This window comes from Pseudoalteromonas galatheae, assembly GCF_005886105.2.
Classification (GTDB): Bacteria; Pseudomonadota; Gammaproteobacteria; order Enterobacterales; family Alteromonadaceae; genus Pseudoalteromonas; species Pseudoalteromonas galatheae.
On record NZ_PNCO02000002.1, the window covers coordinates 585,371 to 602,481 of the forward strand.

Here is a 17,111-nt window from a genome sequence, read left to right on the forward strand (position 1 = left end):
TAAAAGTTTTGCTACTTATGCTCTAAATGAGAAATTTCTAATTCAGTTAGCATCAGATTTGCTCCCTCAAATTGGTATATTATTTCTGTGTGTCTTGGCGAGATTTTCAAGCGTAGTGATCGCCGAAGCATAAATCTCTCGTGAGGTTTTATTGAGCCCGCCGCTAGCTGCTGAAATTTCAAATGTACGCTTCATATCTCCAAGTAAATCAGTCTTTTCATGTGGGTTTTCAGTCATTGATATCGGCGCGCCGATAGCCATCATCTGACCTGAACCAATAAACCCACCTTCGAATAGTTCTCGGGACATAGTTCGTGCTTCTGCCGCTGAAATATTGTGAACGTTGTATTTAGAGGCAATAGTTTGCCAATTATGTTTGGCATTGTTTGCGGTTTGGCTAATGGAGACTTGAGTGTCTTTCTGTACTGCTTCAGCCTCTTTTGGTTGATTCTGGCTCTGGCTGCTATAAATTGTTGGTGAGCCAACCCCTTGAGTTTGACTAACAAGCATAGGTAATCCTTTATATGATGAAATATAGATTAATAACTAAGCAATTGTCGTGCCGCAACATTTTGGGTAGCTATTCTTAATTCAATAGCGATTTAAAGAAGAATATAGAGGACGCTCTACTCACTTTTACAGTATCATATGCCGATGATACACAGCCTAAAAAGTGATACAGTTAATTATGTCTTTACCTGCTTGCCCCAAGTGCAATTCTGAATATGTTTATCAAGATCAAAGTCAGCTAATATGTCCTGAATGTGCTTACGAATGGGATCCTAACGCGACTGCTACCGAGGACGACATTCAAGTAAAAGATGCCAACGGCACACTATTAGCTGATGGCGATAAAGTCACTGTGATTAAAGATTTAAAAATTAAAGGCAGCTCACAAGTCATTAAGATTGGTACTAAGGCTTTGGTAAGGCGAGTGCTAGATAAAAAAGACCATGAACTTGACTGTAAGGTTGATGGCGTTGGTGAAATGATGGTGACAGCGAAGTTTGTTAAGAAAGCAAATACTTAAGTGGATAAGTGTTCAGAAGTTATGGGGTTTTAAAGCGCTATTGATCTCCAATTATAAGTGAGCAAGATAATCACTCTCAGATTTACCTGAGCAAGTCTGAGAGTGAAATTCACCGGCTTCAATTTACGCCTGATTTGAATAAGTGTGATAAGGGCTACTGTCGGTATAAGCATCACGCGATTTTGACGTAATCACACTGGCTCATGATTGAGCTAGTTCACTTAATCGTTTATTCAATCCAAGCAGGAAAAGGATCGGGTAAGGATTTCCAAATATCTACGCCTAATTGCAATTCCTCATCGGTCAATAAGCATTCATCTAGTTTATTAATTAATTCGCCTTTATCTAAACCTTGACCAATGAAAACCAACTCTTGACGTCTATCGCCATAAGGTTCAACCCACTGCGCTTCAATCGCAGAAACATATTCAGGATCTTCAGGCCACTCTTCACGAGGTACCGCAAACCAGAATAAGCCTGCCTGACCATATCTGGCGATGCCGCCTGCTTGGCTCCAACTACCAGCAAAGTTGGGCCGAGTTGCTAACCAAAAAAAACCTTTAGAGCGCAGTAGCTTACCAGCTTTATCGTTCGCATGTAAAAAATCATAGAAACGTTTCGGATGAAATGGGCGCCTACGACAATAGCTAAAACTAGTTATACCGAACTCTTCTGTTTCAGGCACATGTTCACCACGCATTTCTTTAAGCCAGCCGGGAGCTTGCTGCGCTTTTTCAAAGCTAAAACTGTTGGTATTTAAAATTTGCTTTAATGGAATTTGGCCATGCGTTATAGGGATTTGTGTTGCCTCTGTATTCAAACTCCTTAGAATACTTTGTAGTTGTGTGAGCTCTTCAGCACTCACTAAATCTGTTTTACTGATCACGAGTCTATCTGCAAACTCTACCTGTTCAATCAGTAGATCAGCAACACTTCGTTCGTCCTCCTCACCAAGACTTTCACCAACTTCCTGCAAGGACTTTGCCTGATTATAGTCCTTTAAAAAATTAACAGCATCGACAACCGTAACCATGGTATCTAACTTGGCGACGTTCGATAAGCTAATGCCATCTTCGTCCTTGAAGGTAAACGTTTCGGCAACAGGTAATGGCTCCGAAATACCAGTTGACTCGATAACAAGATAATCATACTTTTCAGATTTAGCTAAACGAGTAACTTCCTCAAGCAAATCCTCTCGAAGAGTACAACAGATACACCCATTGCTCATTTCAACGAGTTTCTCTTCAGCTCGGTTAAGGCTGACTTCGTTTTGTACCGTTGCCACATCAATGTTGATTTCACTCATATCATTCACTATTACAGCGACTCGCAAACCGTCACGATTGTTTAAGATGTAATTGAGTAAAGTTGTTTTACCTGCACCAAGGAATCCTGATAAAACAGTTACAGGTAATAAGTTTGTTGAGTTTAACATTGTAATTTCGCCCCAAGTTACAAGTGTTTTAGTAGGTTAAGATTCTTCTCGAATCTTTGCATAAGCATGCTCTGTAAGTTCTTTTGTTTGTTTTACATCTGCACAATATTCTGCTGTAGGTCTAGCTAAGAGTCTCTCTATACCAATTGGCTCGCCACTTTCTTGGCAGTAGCCGTACTCTCCCAATCTAATGCGCTCTAAAGAGTTTTGGATCTTAGGAAGTAACCGCTGCTCTCTATCTACAATCCGCATCAGAATGGCACATTCTTCTTCCCAAGATGCCCTATCACTGATGTCGGCCAGCTCAGGACGATTAGCTAATTGTGCCTTAGCATCTCTAATGTGTTCTCGCGTTATATCATGAAGTTCAATCAAGTAATTTCGAAAGAATGTGCACTGTTGTTCATTCATATAATCTGACTGAGGTGCCGCTTTTATCTCTTGTATTGATAAAGAACCATACACTTTATTTATATCTTGCATGTTAACCTCCTAAGTAATTGTTGTATTATAACATAACACATGCGGTCTAGATCATCGGCTATTTTCTTAAGCTAACCAATTAGACTGGTTGAGCTGTGCTATTTTCTAAAAAGCAACTGTGATTCTGATGTAAATGAGTGATTTAATGGAAAAAAATAAATTTATCTTTTTTGGGCTATTACTCAAATTGCCAAGAAAACACTTAGTAGCAATTGTCGTTTCGACTATTACGCTTACTTGGTTGATCAGTGTAGAGTCTTCGAAAAGTCACTTAGTCTCAGATAAGCGATTAGATATTAATGAAGTTATAACGGCCAAACCCAACTTGATTACAGATAAAGTTTCTGATCTTAGCTAGCAGGATATTTCAGCTCCATTGAAGGTAAGCCCTGAACCCAAATATCAAAAGACCAAAGTGGTCATTACTAAAGGTGATACACTGAGCACGCTATTTGAGCGCTTAAACATTTCACAACAAACACTTTATGAGGTGCTTAGTGCTGATGAATCTATATTGGCACTAGAGACACTCAAGCCAAATAATGTGCTTATTTTTAAATACTTTACTAAAAGTCATGAATTGCAGGAGTTAGAGTTATTCGTTCATGCTGGTCATCGTGTAATTTATCGTCGTGCTGAAGATGGTGGCATAGAGTATGAAACATTAATTCAAGATGGCGAATGGCGCACTAAACTCATTAGTGGTGAAATAAATGGTAGTTTTTACCTCTCGGCGCAAAAAGCTGGGTTAACTGAAGCAGATGCAGCCGTAGTGACTAAAATATTTAAGGAACAGCTCAATTTTGCTCGCGCTATTCGACAAGGCGATAAGTTTCAAGTAATCAGAAATGAGCAGTTTGTTGATGGAAAACCTACTGGACAAGCCCACATAGTTGGTGCCAGATTTCAACAAAAGACCAATGAATACACTGCTTTTTTATTTGATGATGGGCGTTTTTACGGCAAGCAGGGCCATAGCTTAACAAGAGCATTTAGAAGGTTGCCTTTACAAAAATCGTACAGGGTAAGCTCTCATTTTAATCCCAGAAGAAAACACCCTGTTACAGGTCGTATTAGGCCTCACAACGGGGTAGACTTTGCCACGCCTACAGGTACTAAAATAGTTTCCACTGGCGATGGTATTGTAACAAGAGTGGGCAATCATAAATTTGCTGGTAAATATATAGATATTAGGCACAGTAGTAAGTACAAGGCGAGATATTTACATTTACACAAGATCAATGTCCATCAAGGTCAGCCTATAAAGCGTGGACAGATAATTGCGCTTTCAGGCAACACAGGCCGTTCAACTGGCCCTCATTTGCATTTTGAACTTCACATTAATGGTAGACCAGTTGATCCATTGAAAGCCAAAATTCCACTTACTCGATCATTAACCAAAAGTGACAAAACCGCTTTCTTAAAACTGGTTGCTATGCGTACTAATATGCTAGACAGTGCACTTGAATCTGAGATAAACAAAGCGCACGAAACCATGTTGGCAGATTGAAGTTTAAGGTGAGCTTACTGTTCACCTTAGCTCAATGTTAGACGACAACGCTTTTTTATTAAAGTTAATCCGATAAAGCGAGCTTATCAATCTCCATATGCTTTTTAATAAAGCGGATCAGATGCTTGTCTTTATTTGGGTCCAGCGGTAGATATTACCGTTCTAGATATTTGGCTAATACCCTTTCAAGCAAATAACTATACGCCAATCCACCTTGCTTTGATGTGGGTGAATGTAGTTCACTAGGGTCAACAAAATAACTTACCGCTTTATTAGCCTCTTGCAGTCTCTATACATAGTCATTGACAGCGGAAAAATGGTGACACCCGCTACTATTGCCTTCTTAACGAGCCAATTTATGGCTTGGATAAGTCCCAATTCGTTTTTCAGGTAATTTGCATGTTGAAATGACTAAGCTTGGCTGGTAACTTGCTAAAAATATTAAATACAGTTAGCTTGAATTTTGTGCTCATTTCTTTTGTGGATGAGTGAGATATTCAGGAATTCACGCTAATAAGCTGTTATGAATATTAAGGAAAATTATGTTGAAAGGCCTATATATATGTTTTTTGGTGTTTGCATTAGCTTCATGCAGCTCGACTAAAAATACATCTAGTCAAAACCTAGAGATGAATAACTCAATGGTATCGTCTGACTCCGAGTACGGCTATAGTCCAACCAAACCTATTGAACTTGGTGGTTTTCTCCGCGGAACAAAATACGAAGGAGCTCATATTGAATACTTCCAGAGCTTATTTGGACCCAATGGTGAGCAATTGGAAATAAAGCGCCTAGGTAGTTGTTGTCCATTCGAAGATTCATCTATGCCTTTCGGTGGAGGACTGTTGGATAAATATGAGCTGTCATATGAGGGCCTATCTGAGCCAGTTGTTATTCATGTTAATTTGTACAAATTTAATAAACCGATGGCTCCTAAAGGCTTTACTCTGAATTAGTGTGATTACGTCAAAATCGCTTGATACTTATACTGTCAGTATCCCTTGGTAATCACACTAAATTCTTTTCAACTAATTCAGGTTATCCACCTTTTAGCGCCGAAAGCTCCGCTTTCAGATTTAATATTTCTTGATTAAGTGCAGATATATGGATATCTTTTTGAGCACTCTCTTCTAATAGTAATATTTTACTATTTTCTAGCTCTGTAATTTCTTGCTGCTGATATTGGTTAGTATGAGTGAGTTCCGCAACTGTTTTATGTAAACTGTCATTTTCGCTGACTAATGATGTTACTTTATCCTCTAAAGTGTTAGATAAGTTTCTTAAAGTGAAAACCTGAGTACTAAGACTATTGATACTCAACTTAGCTGAATCTAATTGACTCTCACATAGCTGCAAAGTACTTTTAGCAAAAAGACCATCCTGGCTAAGTCGAGAGATTTCAGTCTCACTAAGCGCTCTACTATATATTTGAACATCATCCAACACTGATGCGCTGTGGCTATATAAAGTGGACTTTTCCCACGTTGCAAACCGTAACCTTCTGCTAGTGTTTGCTATTGAACCATTACCCACATATTCTGTACCTCTTAACTCACCATTTCTATATAACTTTATATATTCACCTTCACGCACACCAGTAATAAAGTACCATTCATTGAGTGTAAGAGCTTCATAATCTCTAACGCTGACGGACTGCTTGTCTACTTCAACTCCAAATGTAAGCCCTTTGGAGCTTCTACCACTACAAATAGATAAATGCCACTCATTTGTTCCCGGTTTATCTCCACTGTGCCACTTATTAACTGCAGCACATCTGTTCCAATTACTAGTTGTGGGTTGGAGCTTTTTAACCCAAAATGCGACTGTAAAATCCCCATTATCAAAGTTTAAGCTTTCACTGTCAGGTATGATAGCTGTATCATTTACACCATCAAATTTTACTCCGAAATTATTCTTTCCCTGCGTAGTTACAGGGCCATTGTAAAATGTACCGTGATTTTCACCAACAGAGTCAATAACAGCTTGAGCATTGTCTAACTTCCACAAACTAACAAGCCCATCTGGGTTTTTATCTAACGCATAAGAAAAGAACGAGAAAAAGAATATTAAAATAATAAGAACTCTTGTAAAATAACCAGTTAAAAGCATAAAAATCCTATATAAAATTTTTATTTAAAATAATACACTTTAAAATTAATGAAAATCAACTAAAAGCTCATCGCAAATTCAAGTCCGAAGCAGCGAAAAATAGTGACGGTAGTGTTTAGAAACCGTAGTCATTTCAGTATTATTAAGAAAACAGGAATAACACATAACTGAATCTTTCGACTTCAACAAAGCATTAGCTGAACTTCAATCTGGTAAAGACTTAACTGGTGAAGATGGCATTTTAACGCCACTCATTAAACAATTAGCAGAAGCAGTCCTACAAGCAGAGCTAGAGCAATACTTAGGAATTGATCTACAACTAAATCGCAAGAACGGCACTAGCAAGAAAACGATTAAATCATCCGTAGGTCAATTTGAGTTTGAAGTGCCAAGAGACCGTACTGACTAGTTTGAGTCACGACTGGTTAAGAAAAATCAACCTGAAATTGACCAAAAAATACTATCCATGTTTACGTTAGGCATGAGCTATCGGGATATTCGAGGCCATGTGCAGAAGGTGTATGGTATTGAAATTCCAGAAGCCACCATTACAGGAGTAACTGACCAGCTAATTCCAGAGCTTAAAGCGTGGCAATCACGAAGTTTTGATACGCTGTATCTGTTTCATCTGGCTTGATGCTAGTCACTATAAAATCAAAGAGAACGGCCGCTACTTTAGCAAGGCGGTTTACACAGTACTTGGAATTAATATCGATAGAGAAAAGTAAGGAGGAAAATAAAGAGAAAATAAGTGACATATATGGACGCTCTGCTGCTGTCAAGTAATACTCATCCAACAAGGTTGTTTTAACAGCCTTGTTGCTTCTTTTATTTATCTCTCATTTACTATTTGTATGTATTGATAAACAGTCACTTTGAGTCACCCTAAATAAGGTGCTGCTCTGACATATATTCGGGCTTAACTGACTTTCAGCGCCCCTAATGAGTTTCGAACCTAGCCACCCAAAAAGTAGAATACACCCACGCGGCATTGAATGCCTTGCCTATAACGGGTTTAACTAGGTAGGTTTGACCTTTTGTTCATCGTTATGTTTACAGCAATGAGAATATGGCTATCAAGGGCTCATAAACACCCACTCGGGCTCGAGGCCCTTGTCACGACCGGGCTCCTTAATAGCCATAATTTGAGTCATGATTGCGCCTCACTTTGTGTATATTGGGCTTTATAAGGTTCATTTCTTTGTAGCAATATCCACATTAAGCGAGCCAATCGGTGGGCCGTGGCCACCACCGCTTTATTTTTACCGCGACGTTCTACCAATGCGTTGATCCATTTGTTTAAATCATCCTGCTTTTTGTGCGCATGATTGACCACTGTACGGGCACCATGAATGAGTTGTTTTCTTAGATAACGATCACCTCGTTTGGTGATCCCTCCCATCTTCTTGGTTTCACCCGAAGCATATTGACGTGGTGTGATCCCAAGCCACACAGCCAACTCCTTTTTATTAGAAAATGCTTGCCCTTTATCTATTGTGGCACTCAATGCCGATGCGTTGATAATCCCAATTCCGGGGATGGATTGGATAATTTGAGCAGCTTGGCTCTGTTCATTAAACTGCTTAAATTGTGCCTCTACATTTTTAATATTGGCGTCTAACTTTTGCATTTCTTCATAAACGTCTCTGAGGAGTAGATTTAAAGCTCCATGTAAATTACGGTTGAGCAGATCAGCAATGGTTGCACGAAAAGACTTTAAGCTCTTCTTGATGACGATGCCAAATTCAAGTAACAAACCACATGTTTGGTTGATGCAGGCAGTTCGATTATGTATGAGCCGTTCCCGATAACGATGTAGTGCTAGGATTGCTTGTTGATGCTCTGTTTTTACAGGAACAAAGCGAATGTTAGGTCGAAGGCTCGCTTCATAAATCGCCATACAATCATTTTTATCGTTTTTATTGCCACGGACAAAAGGGGTAACATGTTGCGCAGGGATAAGCTGAACTTGGTGCCCAGCTTGTAAGCAGCAGCGCCCCCAATAATGAGACGTTGAGCATGATTCCATAACAACATTACAAGCAGGTAATTGGGTCAATGTTTGCAAGAGCTTTGCTCTATCTAACCTTCTGGAAAAACATTTATTACCTTGCTTATCAAACGATAAAAGTTGGAATACATTTTTTGCTAGATCAATTGAAAGCGTGCTAACGTTATTCATGATGGACTCTCCTAATAACTGTGTTTGCAACTATCAGTTTGGCGCATTGACGCCGATTTGGGAGCGTCCATCTCATCACCCACCACTATTAGCATCCAAACTGAGGAAGTGAAGTAAAAAGCATATAAACACTCCAGTAACTTTGGCCAAAAACGTTTATTGATAGGCCAATTTTTAGCGCCTAAGTGTATCTTTACACTAAAACAGGGTTATCGCGCACGACAACGCGCTGCAAATACAGCAGTAAGAAATTCTAGAATTGAGAATGTGAGTTTTACTAAGCCAGCAAGTGCTCGCAGTTTGTTAGGTTTGTCTGTCTTCGTTTTTGCAGTGTTTCACAGTAGGCAGTTATTGTTCGCTCTCAGCCCGCTGCGCCATGTGTTGTGGTTCAATAAACCGGACTCTGCTGCGTCAAATACGGCTGTCAAATTTGATCAATACCTAAAAATCAAATCTGACAGATTAACAGTAAGCCTTGTCTAAACTAGGCTTATATTTTTTAGACTAGACTTCTGCAGCGACCACCGAAATCTCAACAAGCAATGCATCACGAGCCATGCTAGCTTCTACACAAGCGCGAGCTGGCGCATAACCTTCAGGAACCCATGCATCCCACACTTCGTTCATTTCTGCAAAATACTTCATGTCTTTAATATAAATTGTCGCAGAAAGAATGTGTTTGCGGTCGCTGCCTGCTTGAATAAGTAGCTCATCAACTTTCTCAAGCATGGTTTCAGTTTGTTCTTTAATTCCTTGTTCTGCGTCCTTACACACTTGGCCACATAAATAAATGGTACCATTGTGTTTTACAATTCGGCTCATTCGTTGTTTGGTGTCAATTCGTTCAATCACTGTTTTTCCTTTCTAATCGTTACTGTAATCGGCAAGTCTAGGCTGAAATGTTATCTTTTTTTAATAAGATGAGCCACTTGCTTGGTATTGGTTTTTATGAAAAACAACGACGGTTAATACCAGTTGTATTAAGTAAATGATCTATCTTGAAGCGGGGAAATAGCTTTAGTAGCAAGACAAAAATTTTGCTATTTAGTTGTTCTAAATGAGAAATTTTTAATGAAGCTAATATGCTATTTCACCCCTCAAATTGATTAGAGAATTAATTCAATTGGTATAAGTACTACCCATACAAACCAAGATACATGGGAGAATTTTGAATTAAAGCAATTGTTATTAGCTAGAGCTCCAGTACCTTACGATAAGTTTCTGTTTTACTTACTTTCGCAAACGCAATACGTAATCGTTCGACAATGTCGGCTGGTAACTGGTTGTTCGTTGCAAGGTAACCTTTTACCGAGAGTGCTTCCACATCGTATAAAAAGGTAAAGTGGTCGGCAGGGAGGTTAAGCTCTATGGCCATGGTTTTGATATAACGTGGGTCATCAATCACTAAATCAACGCGATTTGCAACGAGTAACTCATATGACTTTTCGATGTCGCTGGTTTGAACAAAGTTAAACCCAAGTGTTTTAAGTGTGCCTTCGGCAATATCACCACGCTGAACTGCTATTTTGTATTGTTTGGCATCCTCAAGTGATTGAATTTTTATGTCCTCACGATAGCGGTTGGTCACAAACCCTAAATGAAACACAGCAACAGGACCAATCCAATGGAAGCTGTCTTCTCTCGCCGGGGTCTTTGCGATGCTATAAATCAAGGTATATTTGTCATGCTGTGCTAATTTAAAAGCTCTAGCCCAAGGGTAAATTGAAAACTGTCCCTCGAGTTCAGCCGCTTTTAAAATCGCTTTGACCAGATCGGTACTTGAGCCTGCAACTTGATGGTTTTCTATGGTTTGATTGGGTGGAGAAAGTTCCGTAACAACCTGTAATTTCGCCTGTAATGGCAACGGGCTAATCAGCAATATAAACAGTAGTAGACGTCCAACAACAGCATTCGTCATTACTAAACAACTCCACACGTTAATGCGTTAATCTATATTTAGCATAGATGGATTTTATTTTTCCGTCATTAACCATTCGTCGCAAAGCGATATTTATTTCCGTTTGTAACTCAGTTAGATGAGGTTGCAAGCGCATATGTACGGGTAATCGGCTTATTTCATAGCAAGACTGAAATTTGCGATACTTTGGTTGTTGTGAAATATAGTAGTCTGCTGTCACCGAACCAATCATGATGTAATCTAAACGATCATGTTCAAGCTGTGCGAGCAGTTCTTTCTCCGATACATTTTCATAAACTACTATTTTGTCTTCGCCTAAGTGCGCTTCAAAATTATCGTAACGATATCCTCTTACTTTGCCGACCAATGCGCCGTAAAACTGCTCAGGCTTATGCTTGCCCACACAGCGAGATTGATATCCAAGCAACACTTCTGTTGAGAAGGCATAGTCGATGCTGTAAATCCCTGGGACGTCTGCTTCGGCCCGCCACGCTTTGTTGATCCCAGGTTCAATATCTATTTTTCCTTGGTCGAAATAGCGCTGTCCTCTGGCGACAGAGAGCGGCATAAACTCAAATTGGTGTGAAGTCAGTTTTGCCAATTCTTGAAAAATGTCGACAAAAATACCTTTGGGCTTTCCCTGCTCTTCAAAATAGTAAGGAGGGTTAGCACCGTGATAGACCAATACGGTATAGGTGTTCGCCTGCGCTAAACCGCTTATTAGCAACAGAGTAAGCATTACTATTTGAAAACACCGCATCGCAATCTTCAGGCTAAAGTAAAGGTATCTTCATAATATGCATGATTTTTAAGCGATGCAATTAATCCTTTCCTGATACCGTAACGAGACAAATACATGAGGCTGATTATTTGCCACAAGCTATAAATATGGTGAATACTGCTTATATTGAAAATTGTCGACAATTTGCGGTCTGGCTGGTTGACGTGCGCGTCAACCAGCACTATATTGTCTACAACTTAAATTACTAAGACTGGCTAACTAATGATGAGCTTTTTTGACGAGCAAGCGGTTACTTCTTCTGATAAAGCATTCTTTCGTATGCGTAAGGAAATTGTAGAAGGGGAAATAGCGGCAGGTTCTAAGCTCAGCGAAATGGAATTGTCGACAAAGTATGAGGTCAGCAGAGCGGTTGTTCGCGAGGCAATTAATCGCTTGGAGTCATGTCACTTAGTTGAACGTAAAGCCAATGTAGGGGCGCGGGTTGTTACTCTCACACCGGAAGGGTTAATGGAGCTTTATCAGATCCGTGAAGCACTAGAAGGGATGGCGGCAAGGCTTGCAGCACAAAACATGACTGACAGTGAAATTCAAGACTTAGAAGGTTTGTTGTCGAGTCAATTCGACGAAGTCAAAAATCAACATTCTTATTATCAAGAAGCGGGTGATCTCGATTTTCATTACCGCATTATTCTTGGCAGTAAAAATGCGAGCCTTATCTCAATGCTAGTCAATGGACTGTACCACTTGGTACGTATGTATCGCGTGCAGTTAGGGATGGCTGGCCCCCGTGTCACTACGGCATTTGACGAGCATAAACATATCGTCCGTGCGATCAGTAATCGCGACCCAGAACTGGCAGAAATACTGATGCGTCGACATATTCAATATTCTAAAAATAATATCGCAACCAAGTTAGCAAGCAATCAATCACACTTTTAAGAGAGAGCATCATCATGAGCGCAGGAAAAAAATTTCGTGAAGCATTAAAAGCCAATAAACCGCTTCAAATCGTAGGCACTATCAACGCATACAGCGCGATGATGGCAAAGAAAATCGGCCATCAAGCTATCTATCTTTCTGGTGGTGGCGTTGCTAATGCATCTTATGGTTTACCTGACTTAGGAATGACATCTCTAAATGATGTAATTGCAGATGTAAGTCGCATTACCTCGGCTTGTGATCTACCTTTAATGGTCGACATTGATACTGGATGGGGCGGCGCATTTAACATTGCAAAAACCATCCGAGATATGGAAAAAGCAGGTGCAGCTGCGGTACATATGGAAGATCAAGTAGCGCAAAAGCGTTGTGGTCACCGTCCAAATAAAGAAATCGTGTCAATAGAAGAAATGGTTGACCGTATTAAAGCAGCAATCGATGCGCGCACCGACCCTGACTTTTTCATTATGGCAAGAACAGATTCGTTCGCACAAGAAGGACTAGAAGCGGCGATTGAGCGTGCGAAAGCCTATGTTGCGGCGGGCGCTGATGGAATTTTTGCAGAAGCGGTACAAACTGAAGAACACTATCGTGCATTTAGCGAAGCACTTGATGTGCCCATCCTCGCGAATATCACTGAGTTTGGTAAAACAGAACTTTGGAACAAAGCTGAGCTGGGTGAGTGGGGCGTAGACATGGTGCTTTACCCATTGAGTGCTTTCAGAGCGATGAACAAAGCGGCGGAGCTGGTATATCAATCTATCTTAGAAAACGGTGATCAGAAAGCGGTACTCGATACCATGCAAACTCGTATGGATTTGTATGATTACCTTGGCTATCACGATTATGAGCAAAAGCTCGATGCATTATTCGCCGAAGGTAAAAATAAGTAAAAAATTAAAGCTGTTGAGGGTTGCTCAGCAGCACAAAATATCAATACCCAGCAGGTAAAAAATTCAGGAGACAATAATATGGCTAAAGTACTAAGTGGCGCGGGCCTTCGTGGTCAAGTGGCAGGAAAAACAGCACTCTCAACGGTAGGTAAGTCGGGCTCAGGTTTGACTTATCGCGGCTACGATGTAAAGGATCTAGCTGAAAATTGTCAGTTTGAAGAGGTGGCTCACCTTATCCTTAAAGGTAACTTACCAAATCAAGCTGAACTAGACGCTTATAAAAGCGAGCTAAAAGCAATGCGCGGTTTACCTCAGGCGTTAAAAGAAGTATTAGAACGTATTCCTGCTGATGCACACCCAATGGACGTATTACGTACGGGTTGTTCAATGCTTGGCAACCTTGAAGGTGAAGCAAGCTTTGATGAACAAGGTAAAGTAACCGATCGTATGTTAGCAAGCTTTCCAAGCATTATTTGTTATTGGTATCGCTTTAGCCATGATGGCGTTCGTATTGATGTGGAGACGGATGACGATTCAATCGGTGCACATTTCTTACACTTATTGCATGGTGAAAAACCAAGTGAGCTACATGAGCGTGTGATGCACGTATCACTTATCCTTTATGCAGAGCATGAGTTTAACGCATCAACCTTTACAGCGCGTGTTTGTGCGTCAACGCTTTCTGATATGCATTCTTGTATTACTGGTGCGATTGGTTCTCTACGTGGCCCACTTCATGGTGGTGCAAACGAAGCAGCAATGGAAATGATTGAGCGCTTTGAATCTGCGGATCACGCAGAGCAAGAAATGATGGGCATGCTTGAGCGTAAAGAAAAGATCATGGGCTTTGGTCACGCTATCTATTCAGAGTCGGACCCTCGTAACGAAATCATCAAACGTTGGTCTGAGAAGCTAGCAGCAGATGTGGGTGACACAGTACTTTACCCTGTATCTGTACGCTGTGAAGAAGTTATGTGGCGCGAGAAAAAACTATTCTGTAATGCCGATTTCTTCCATGCATCAGCTTATAACTTCATGAAGATCCCGACTAAATTGTTCACACCAATCTTCGTTATGTCACGCTTAACAGGTTGGGCTGCACACGTTATGGAGCAGCGCGCAGATAACCGTATCATTCGTCCATCGGCGGAATACACCGGCGAGGAGCTACGCCCAGTTCCTGCCATTTCTGAGCGTTAATCGAACACTGTTCGAATCTATTCTGGCGGTCGCCATGGCCGCCTGTTCTCCGTCACCGATTGTTGGAAGTTGTTATGAATACTCAATTCCGTAAACGTTTACCTGATTCTGAGCTTTACTATTACGATACAAAAGAAGCGGTAGAAGCTATCAAACCTGGTAGCTACGAGACTTTACCTTATACCTCACGCGTCCTTGCTGAAAACTTAGTACGCCGCGCTGAGCCTGAAAAACTCAATGATTACCTTGAACAGATCATCGAGCGTCGTCGCGATTTGGACTTCCCGTGGTTTCCTGCTCGCGTGGTTTGCCATGATATTTTGGGTCAAACTGCGCTAGTCGACCTTGCGGGTTTACGTGATGCTATCGCTGAAAAAGGTGGCGATCCGGCTAAAGTCAATCCAGTCGTACCGACTCAACTGATTGTCGATCACAGCTTGGCTGTAGAGCACGCCGGTTATGAAGAAGATGCATTTGAGAAAAACCGCGCGATTGAAGACCGTCGAAATGACGACCGTTTTCACTTTATCAACTGGACCAAAACGGCATTTAAAAACGTTGATGTGATCCCGCCAGGCAACGGCATTTTGCACCAAATCAATTTGGAAAAAATGTCGCCAGTTATTCAAGCGCGCGACGGTGTTGCCTTCCCAGATACGCTTGTTGGCACCGACAGCCACACGCCACACGTAGATGCACTTGGCGTTATTGCCGTTGGTGTGGGTGGCCTTGAAGCAGAAAGCGTAATGCTTGGCCGTGCGTCTTACATGCGACTACCGGATATTGTTGGGGTTGAAATCATTGGCAAACGCCAACCAGGGATCACCGCAACAGATATCGTACTGGCGATCACTGAGTTTTTACGTAAAGAGCGCGTCGTTTCTAGCTACTTAGAATTCTTTGGTGAAGGTACGCAAGACCTAAATTTAGGTGACCGTGCGACAATTTCAAACATGACACCAGAGTATGGCGCAACCGCGGCCATGTTCTACATCGATGAGCAAACCATTGATTATTTGAAGCTCACAGGCCGTGATGACGAGCAAATAAAGCTGGTGGAGAAATACGCTAAGCTGACAGGACTTTGGGCTGATTCTTTACAAAACGTACAGTACGAGCGTGTACTTAAGTTCGATTTGTCGACGGTGACGCGTAATATTGCAGGCCCTTCAAATCCGCATCGCCGCGTTGCAACTAACGATCTTGCCAATCAAGGTATCGTCAAAGAGATTGAAGCGCCACAAGATGGTTTGATGCCAGATGGTGCGGTGATCATCGCTGCTATCACCAGCTGTACGAATACCAGTAATCCACGCAATGTAGTTGCCGCAGGCTTACTGGCACGTAATGCCAATAAATTAGGACTTGCCCGCAAACCTTGGGTGAAAACGTCTTTTGCACCGGGGTCAAAAGCAGTACGTTCTTATATGGAAGAGGCAAAGCTCCTACCTGAACTTGAGCAGCTCGGTTTTGGTGTCGTTGCTTTTGCTTGTACGACTTGTAATGGCATGAGTGGCGCACTTGATCCGAAAATTCAACAAGAAGTGATTGACCGCGATTTATACTCAACGGCAGTGTTATCGGGTAACCGTAATTTTGACGGTCGAATTCACCCTTATGCAAAACAAGCCTTTTTAGCGTCACCGCCACTAGTTGTAGCTTATGCAATTGCAGGCACCGTGCGTTTTGATATTGAAAATGGTGTACTTGGTCGCGACCAAGAAGGTAATCCGGTCACACTTAAAGATATCTGGCCAAGCGATGAAGAAATCGATGCGGTGATCAAAGAGAGCGTAAAACCAGAGCAGTTCCGCGCCGTTTATGAGCCAATGTTTGACCTCACGGTAGACTATGGTGAAGACAACGACCCACTTTATCAGTGGCGTCCAACGAGTACTTATATTCGTCGCCCTCCATATTGGGAAGGGGCACTCGCGAGCGAGCGTACCATGAAAGGCATGCGTCCATTAGCGATTTTAGGCGACAACATCACGACGGATCATTTATCGCCATCGAATGCGATTTTGGCAAGTAGTGCGGCGGGTGAATATCTGGCCAAGATGGGTTTACCAGAGGAAGATTTCAACTCATACGCCACACACCGAGGTGATCACTTAACGGCGCAGCGTGCGACATTTGCTAACCCTAAACTGTTAAACGAAATGGTGGTGGAAAACGGTGAAGTGGTACAAGGGTCACTGGCGCGTGTTGAGCCTGAAGGCAAAGTCACCAGAATGTGGGAAGCCATCGAAACCTACATGGAGCGTAAGCAACCGCTGATCATCGTTGCTGGCGCAGATTACGGTCAAGGTTCGTCTCGTGACTGGGCTGCAAAAGGTGTGCGTTTGGCTGGAGTTGAAGTTATCGCAGCAGAAGGCTTTGAGCGTATTCACCGCACTAACTTAATCGGTATGGGTGTACTACCGCTTGAGTTTAAAGCGGGCACTACCCGTAAAACGCTTGAACTCGATGGTACAGAAACCTATGATGTTGAGGGTGAACCAGCACCAGGTGCTACTTTAACTCTTGTGATTAATCGTCAAAGTGGTGAGCGTGTAGAGGTGCCTGTGACTTGTCGATTAGATACCTTTGAAGAAGTATCTATTTACTCTGCAGGTGGCGTGTTACAACGCTTTGCTCAAGACTTCCTCGAAGCGGAAGGCGTATAAC

Annotated in this window: 15 protein-coding genes and 1 pseudogene; 8 read left to right on the forward strand and 8 right to left on the reverse strand. The window is 41.6% G+C overall.

Going from position 1 to position 17,111, the window contains the following annotated elements; translation table 11 throughout:
* Window positions 1–66: 66 nt before the first annotated feature.
* Window positions 67–510 carry a hypothetical protein gene (locus tag CWC29_RS20525; RefSeq protein ID WP_128725187.1) on the reverse strand — a complete coding sequence of 148 codons (444 nt, stop codon included), beginning with the start codon at window positions 508–510 and terminating at the stop codon, window positions 67–69.
* Window positions 511–688: 178 nt separating this feature from the next.
* Between CWC29_RS20525 and CWC29_RS20530 the strand changes: the two genes are divergently transcribed.
* Entirely contained in the window at window positions 689–1,030 is a 342-nt protein-coding gene (locus CWC29_RS20530) for a zinc ribbon domain-containing protein YjdM (RefSeq protein ID WP_017217750.1), read from the forward strand.
* A gap of 229 nt (window positions 1,031–1,259) precedes the next feature.
* On the opposite strand, the gene zigA is transcribed toward CWC29_RS20530, so the two are convergent.
* Both zigA and CWC29_RS20540 read right to left on the reverse strand, forming a co-directional pair.
* Window positions 1,260–2,465 carry a zinc metallochaperone GTPase ZigA gene (zigA, locus tag CWC29_RS20535; RefSeq protein ID WP_138524101.1) on the reverse strand — a complete coding sequence of 402 codons (1,206 nt, stop codon included), beginning with the start codon at window positions 2,463–2,465 and terminating at the stop codon, window positions 1,260–1,262.
* 36 nt (window positions 2,466–2,501) lie between these two features.
* Complete coding sequence (locus CWC29_RS20540; RefSeq protein ID WP_209319193.1) at window positions 2,502–2,948, reverse strand: TraR/DksA family transcriptional regulator; 447 nt, start codon at window positions 2,946–2,948, stop codon at window positions 2,502–2,504.
* A gap of 376 nt (window positions 2,949–3,324) precedes the next feature.
* Between CWC29_RS20540 and CWC29_RS20545 the strand changes: the two genes are divergently transcribed.
* Both CWC29_RS20545 and CWC29_RS20550 read left to right on the forward strand, forming a co-directional pair.
* The gene (locus CWC29_RS20545) at window positions 3,325–4,458 is read left to right on the forward strand and encodes a peptidoglycan DD-metalloendopeptidase family protein (RefSeq protein WP_167815461.1); all 1,134 of its coding nucleotides are present in this window, start codon (window positions 3,325–3,327) and stop codon (window positions 4,456–4,458) included.
* Between the two features lie 542 nt (window positions 4,459–5,000).
* Window positions 5,001–5,414: a hypothetical protein gene (locus CWC29_RS20550; protein WP_128727545.1), complete on the forward strand. Its 414-nt coding sequence runs from the start codon at window positions 5,001–5,003 to the stop codon at window positions 5,412–5,414.
* Window positions 5,415–5,496: 82 nt separating this feature from the next.
* On the opposite strand, the gene CWC29_RS20555 is transcribed toward CWC29_RS20550, so the two are convergent.
* Window positions 5,497–6,567, reverse strand: coding sequence for a LamG domain-containing protein (locus CWC29_RS20555; protein WP_138524105.1), 1,071 nt, complete (start codon window positions 6,565–6,567; stop codon window positions 5,497–5,499).
* A gap of 163 nt (window positions 6,568–6,730) precedes the next feature.
* On the opposite strand from CWC29_RS20555, the pseudogene CWC29_RS20560 reads away from it, so the two are divergent.
* Window positions 6,731–7,292, forward strand: a pseudogene (locus CWC29_RS20560) (transposase); the annotation flags it as partial.
* A gap of 425 nt (window positions 7,293–7,717) precedes the next feature.
* On the opposite strand, the gene CWC29_RS20565 reads toward CWC29_RS20560, so the two are convergent.
* From CWC29_RS20565 to CWC29_RS20585, 4 genes are all read right to left on the reverse strand, one after another.
* The gene (locus tag CWC29_RS20565; protein WP_138524990.1) at window positions 7,718–8,749 is read right to left on the reverse strand and encodes an IS110 family RNA-guided transposase; all 1,032 of its coding nucleotides are present in this window, start codon (window positions 8,747–8,749) and stop codon (window positions 7,718–7,720) included.
* 504 nt (window positions 8,750–9,253) lie between these two features.
* Entirely contained in the window at window positions 9,254–9,601 is a 348-nt protein-coding gene (locus CWC29_RS20575; RefSeq protein ID WP_128727543.1) for a RidA family protein, read from the reverse strand.
* 340 nt (window positions 9,602–9,941) lie between these two features.
* A complete protein-coding gene (locus tag CWC29_RS20580; protein ID WP_128727542.1) occupies window positions 9,942–10,667 on the reverse strand; it encodes a substrate-binding periplasmic protein in 726 nt (241 codons plus the stop codon).
* A gap of 19 nt (window positions 10,668–10,686) precedes the next feature.
* Window positions 10,687–11,406 (reverse strand): substrate-binding periplasmic protein, encoded by a 720-nt coding sequence (locus CWC29_RS20585; RefSeq protein WP_138523442.1) that lies wholly within the window; start codon window positions 11,404–11,406, stop codon window positions 10,687–10,689.
* Between the two features lie 267 nt (window positions 11,407–11,673).
* Here CWC29_RS20585 and CWC29_RS20590 point away from each other — a divergent pair, with 267 nt between their 5' ends.
* The 4 genes from CWC29_RS20590 (at window position 11,674) to acnD (ending at window position 17,110) form a co-directional block, all read left to right on the forward strand.
* Entirely contained in the window at window positions 11,674–12,348 is a 675-nt protein-coding gene (locus tag CWC29_RS20590; RefSeq protein ID WP_193554574.1) for a GntR family transcriptional regulator, read from the forward strand.
* 14 nt (window positions 12,349–12,362) lie between these two features.
* Window positions 12,363–13,241, forward strand: coding sequence for a methylisocitrate lyase (gene prpB / locus CWC29_RS20595; protein ID WP_138523440.1), 879 nt, complete (start codon window positions 12,363–12,365; stop codon window positions 13,239–13,241).
* A 78-nt stretch (window positions 13,242–13,319) separates the two neighbouring features.
* Window positions 13,320–14,441, forward strand: a complete 1,122-nt coding sequence (prpC, locus tag CWC29_RS20600; RefSeq protein WP_128727538.1) for a bifunctional 2-methylcitrate synthase/citrate synthase — start codon at window positions 13,320–13,322, stop codon at window positions 14,439–14,441.
* A gap of 74 nt (window positions 14,442–14,515) precedes the next feature.
* A complete protein-coding gene (gene acnD / locus CWC29_RS20605; RefSeq protein ID WP_138523438.1) occupies window positions 14,516–17,110 on the forward strand; it encodes a Fe/S-dependent 2-methylisocitrate dehydratase AcnD in 2,595 nt (864 codons plus the stop codon).
* Window position 17,111 lies beyond the last annotated feature (1 nt).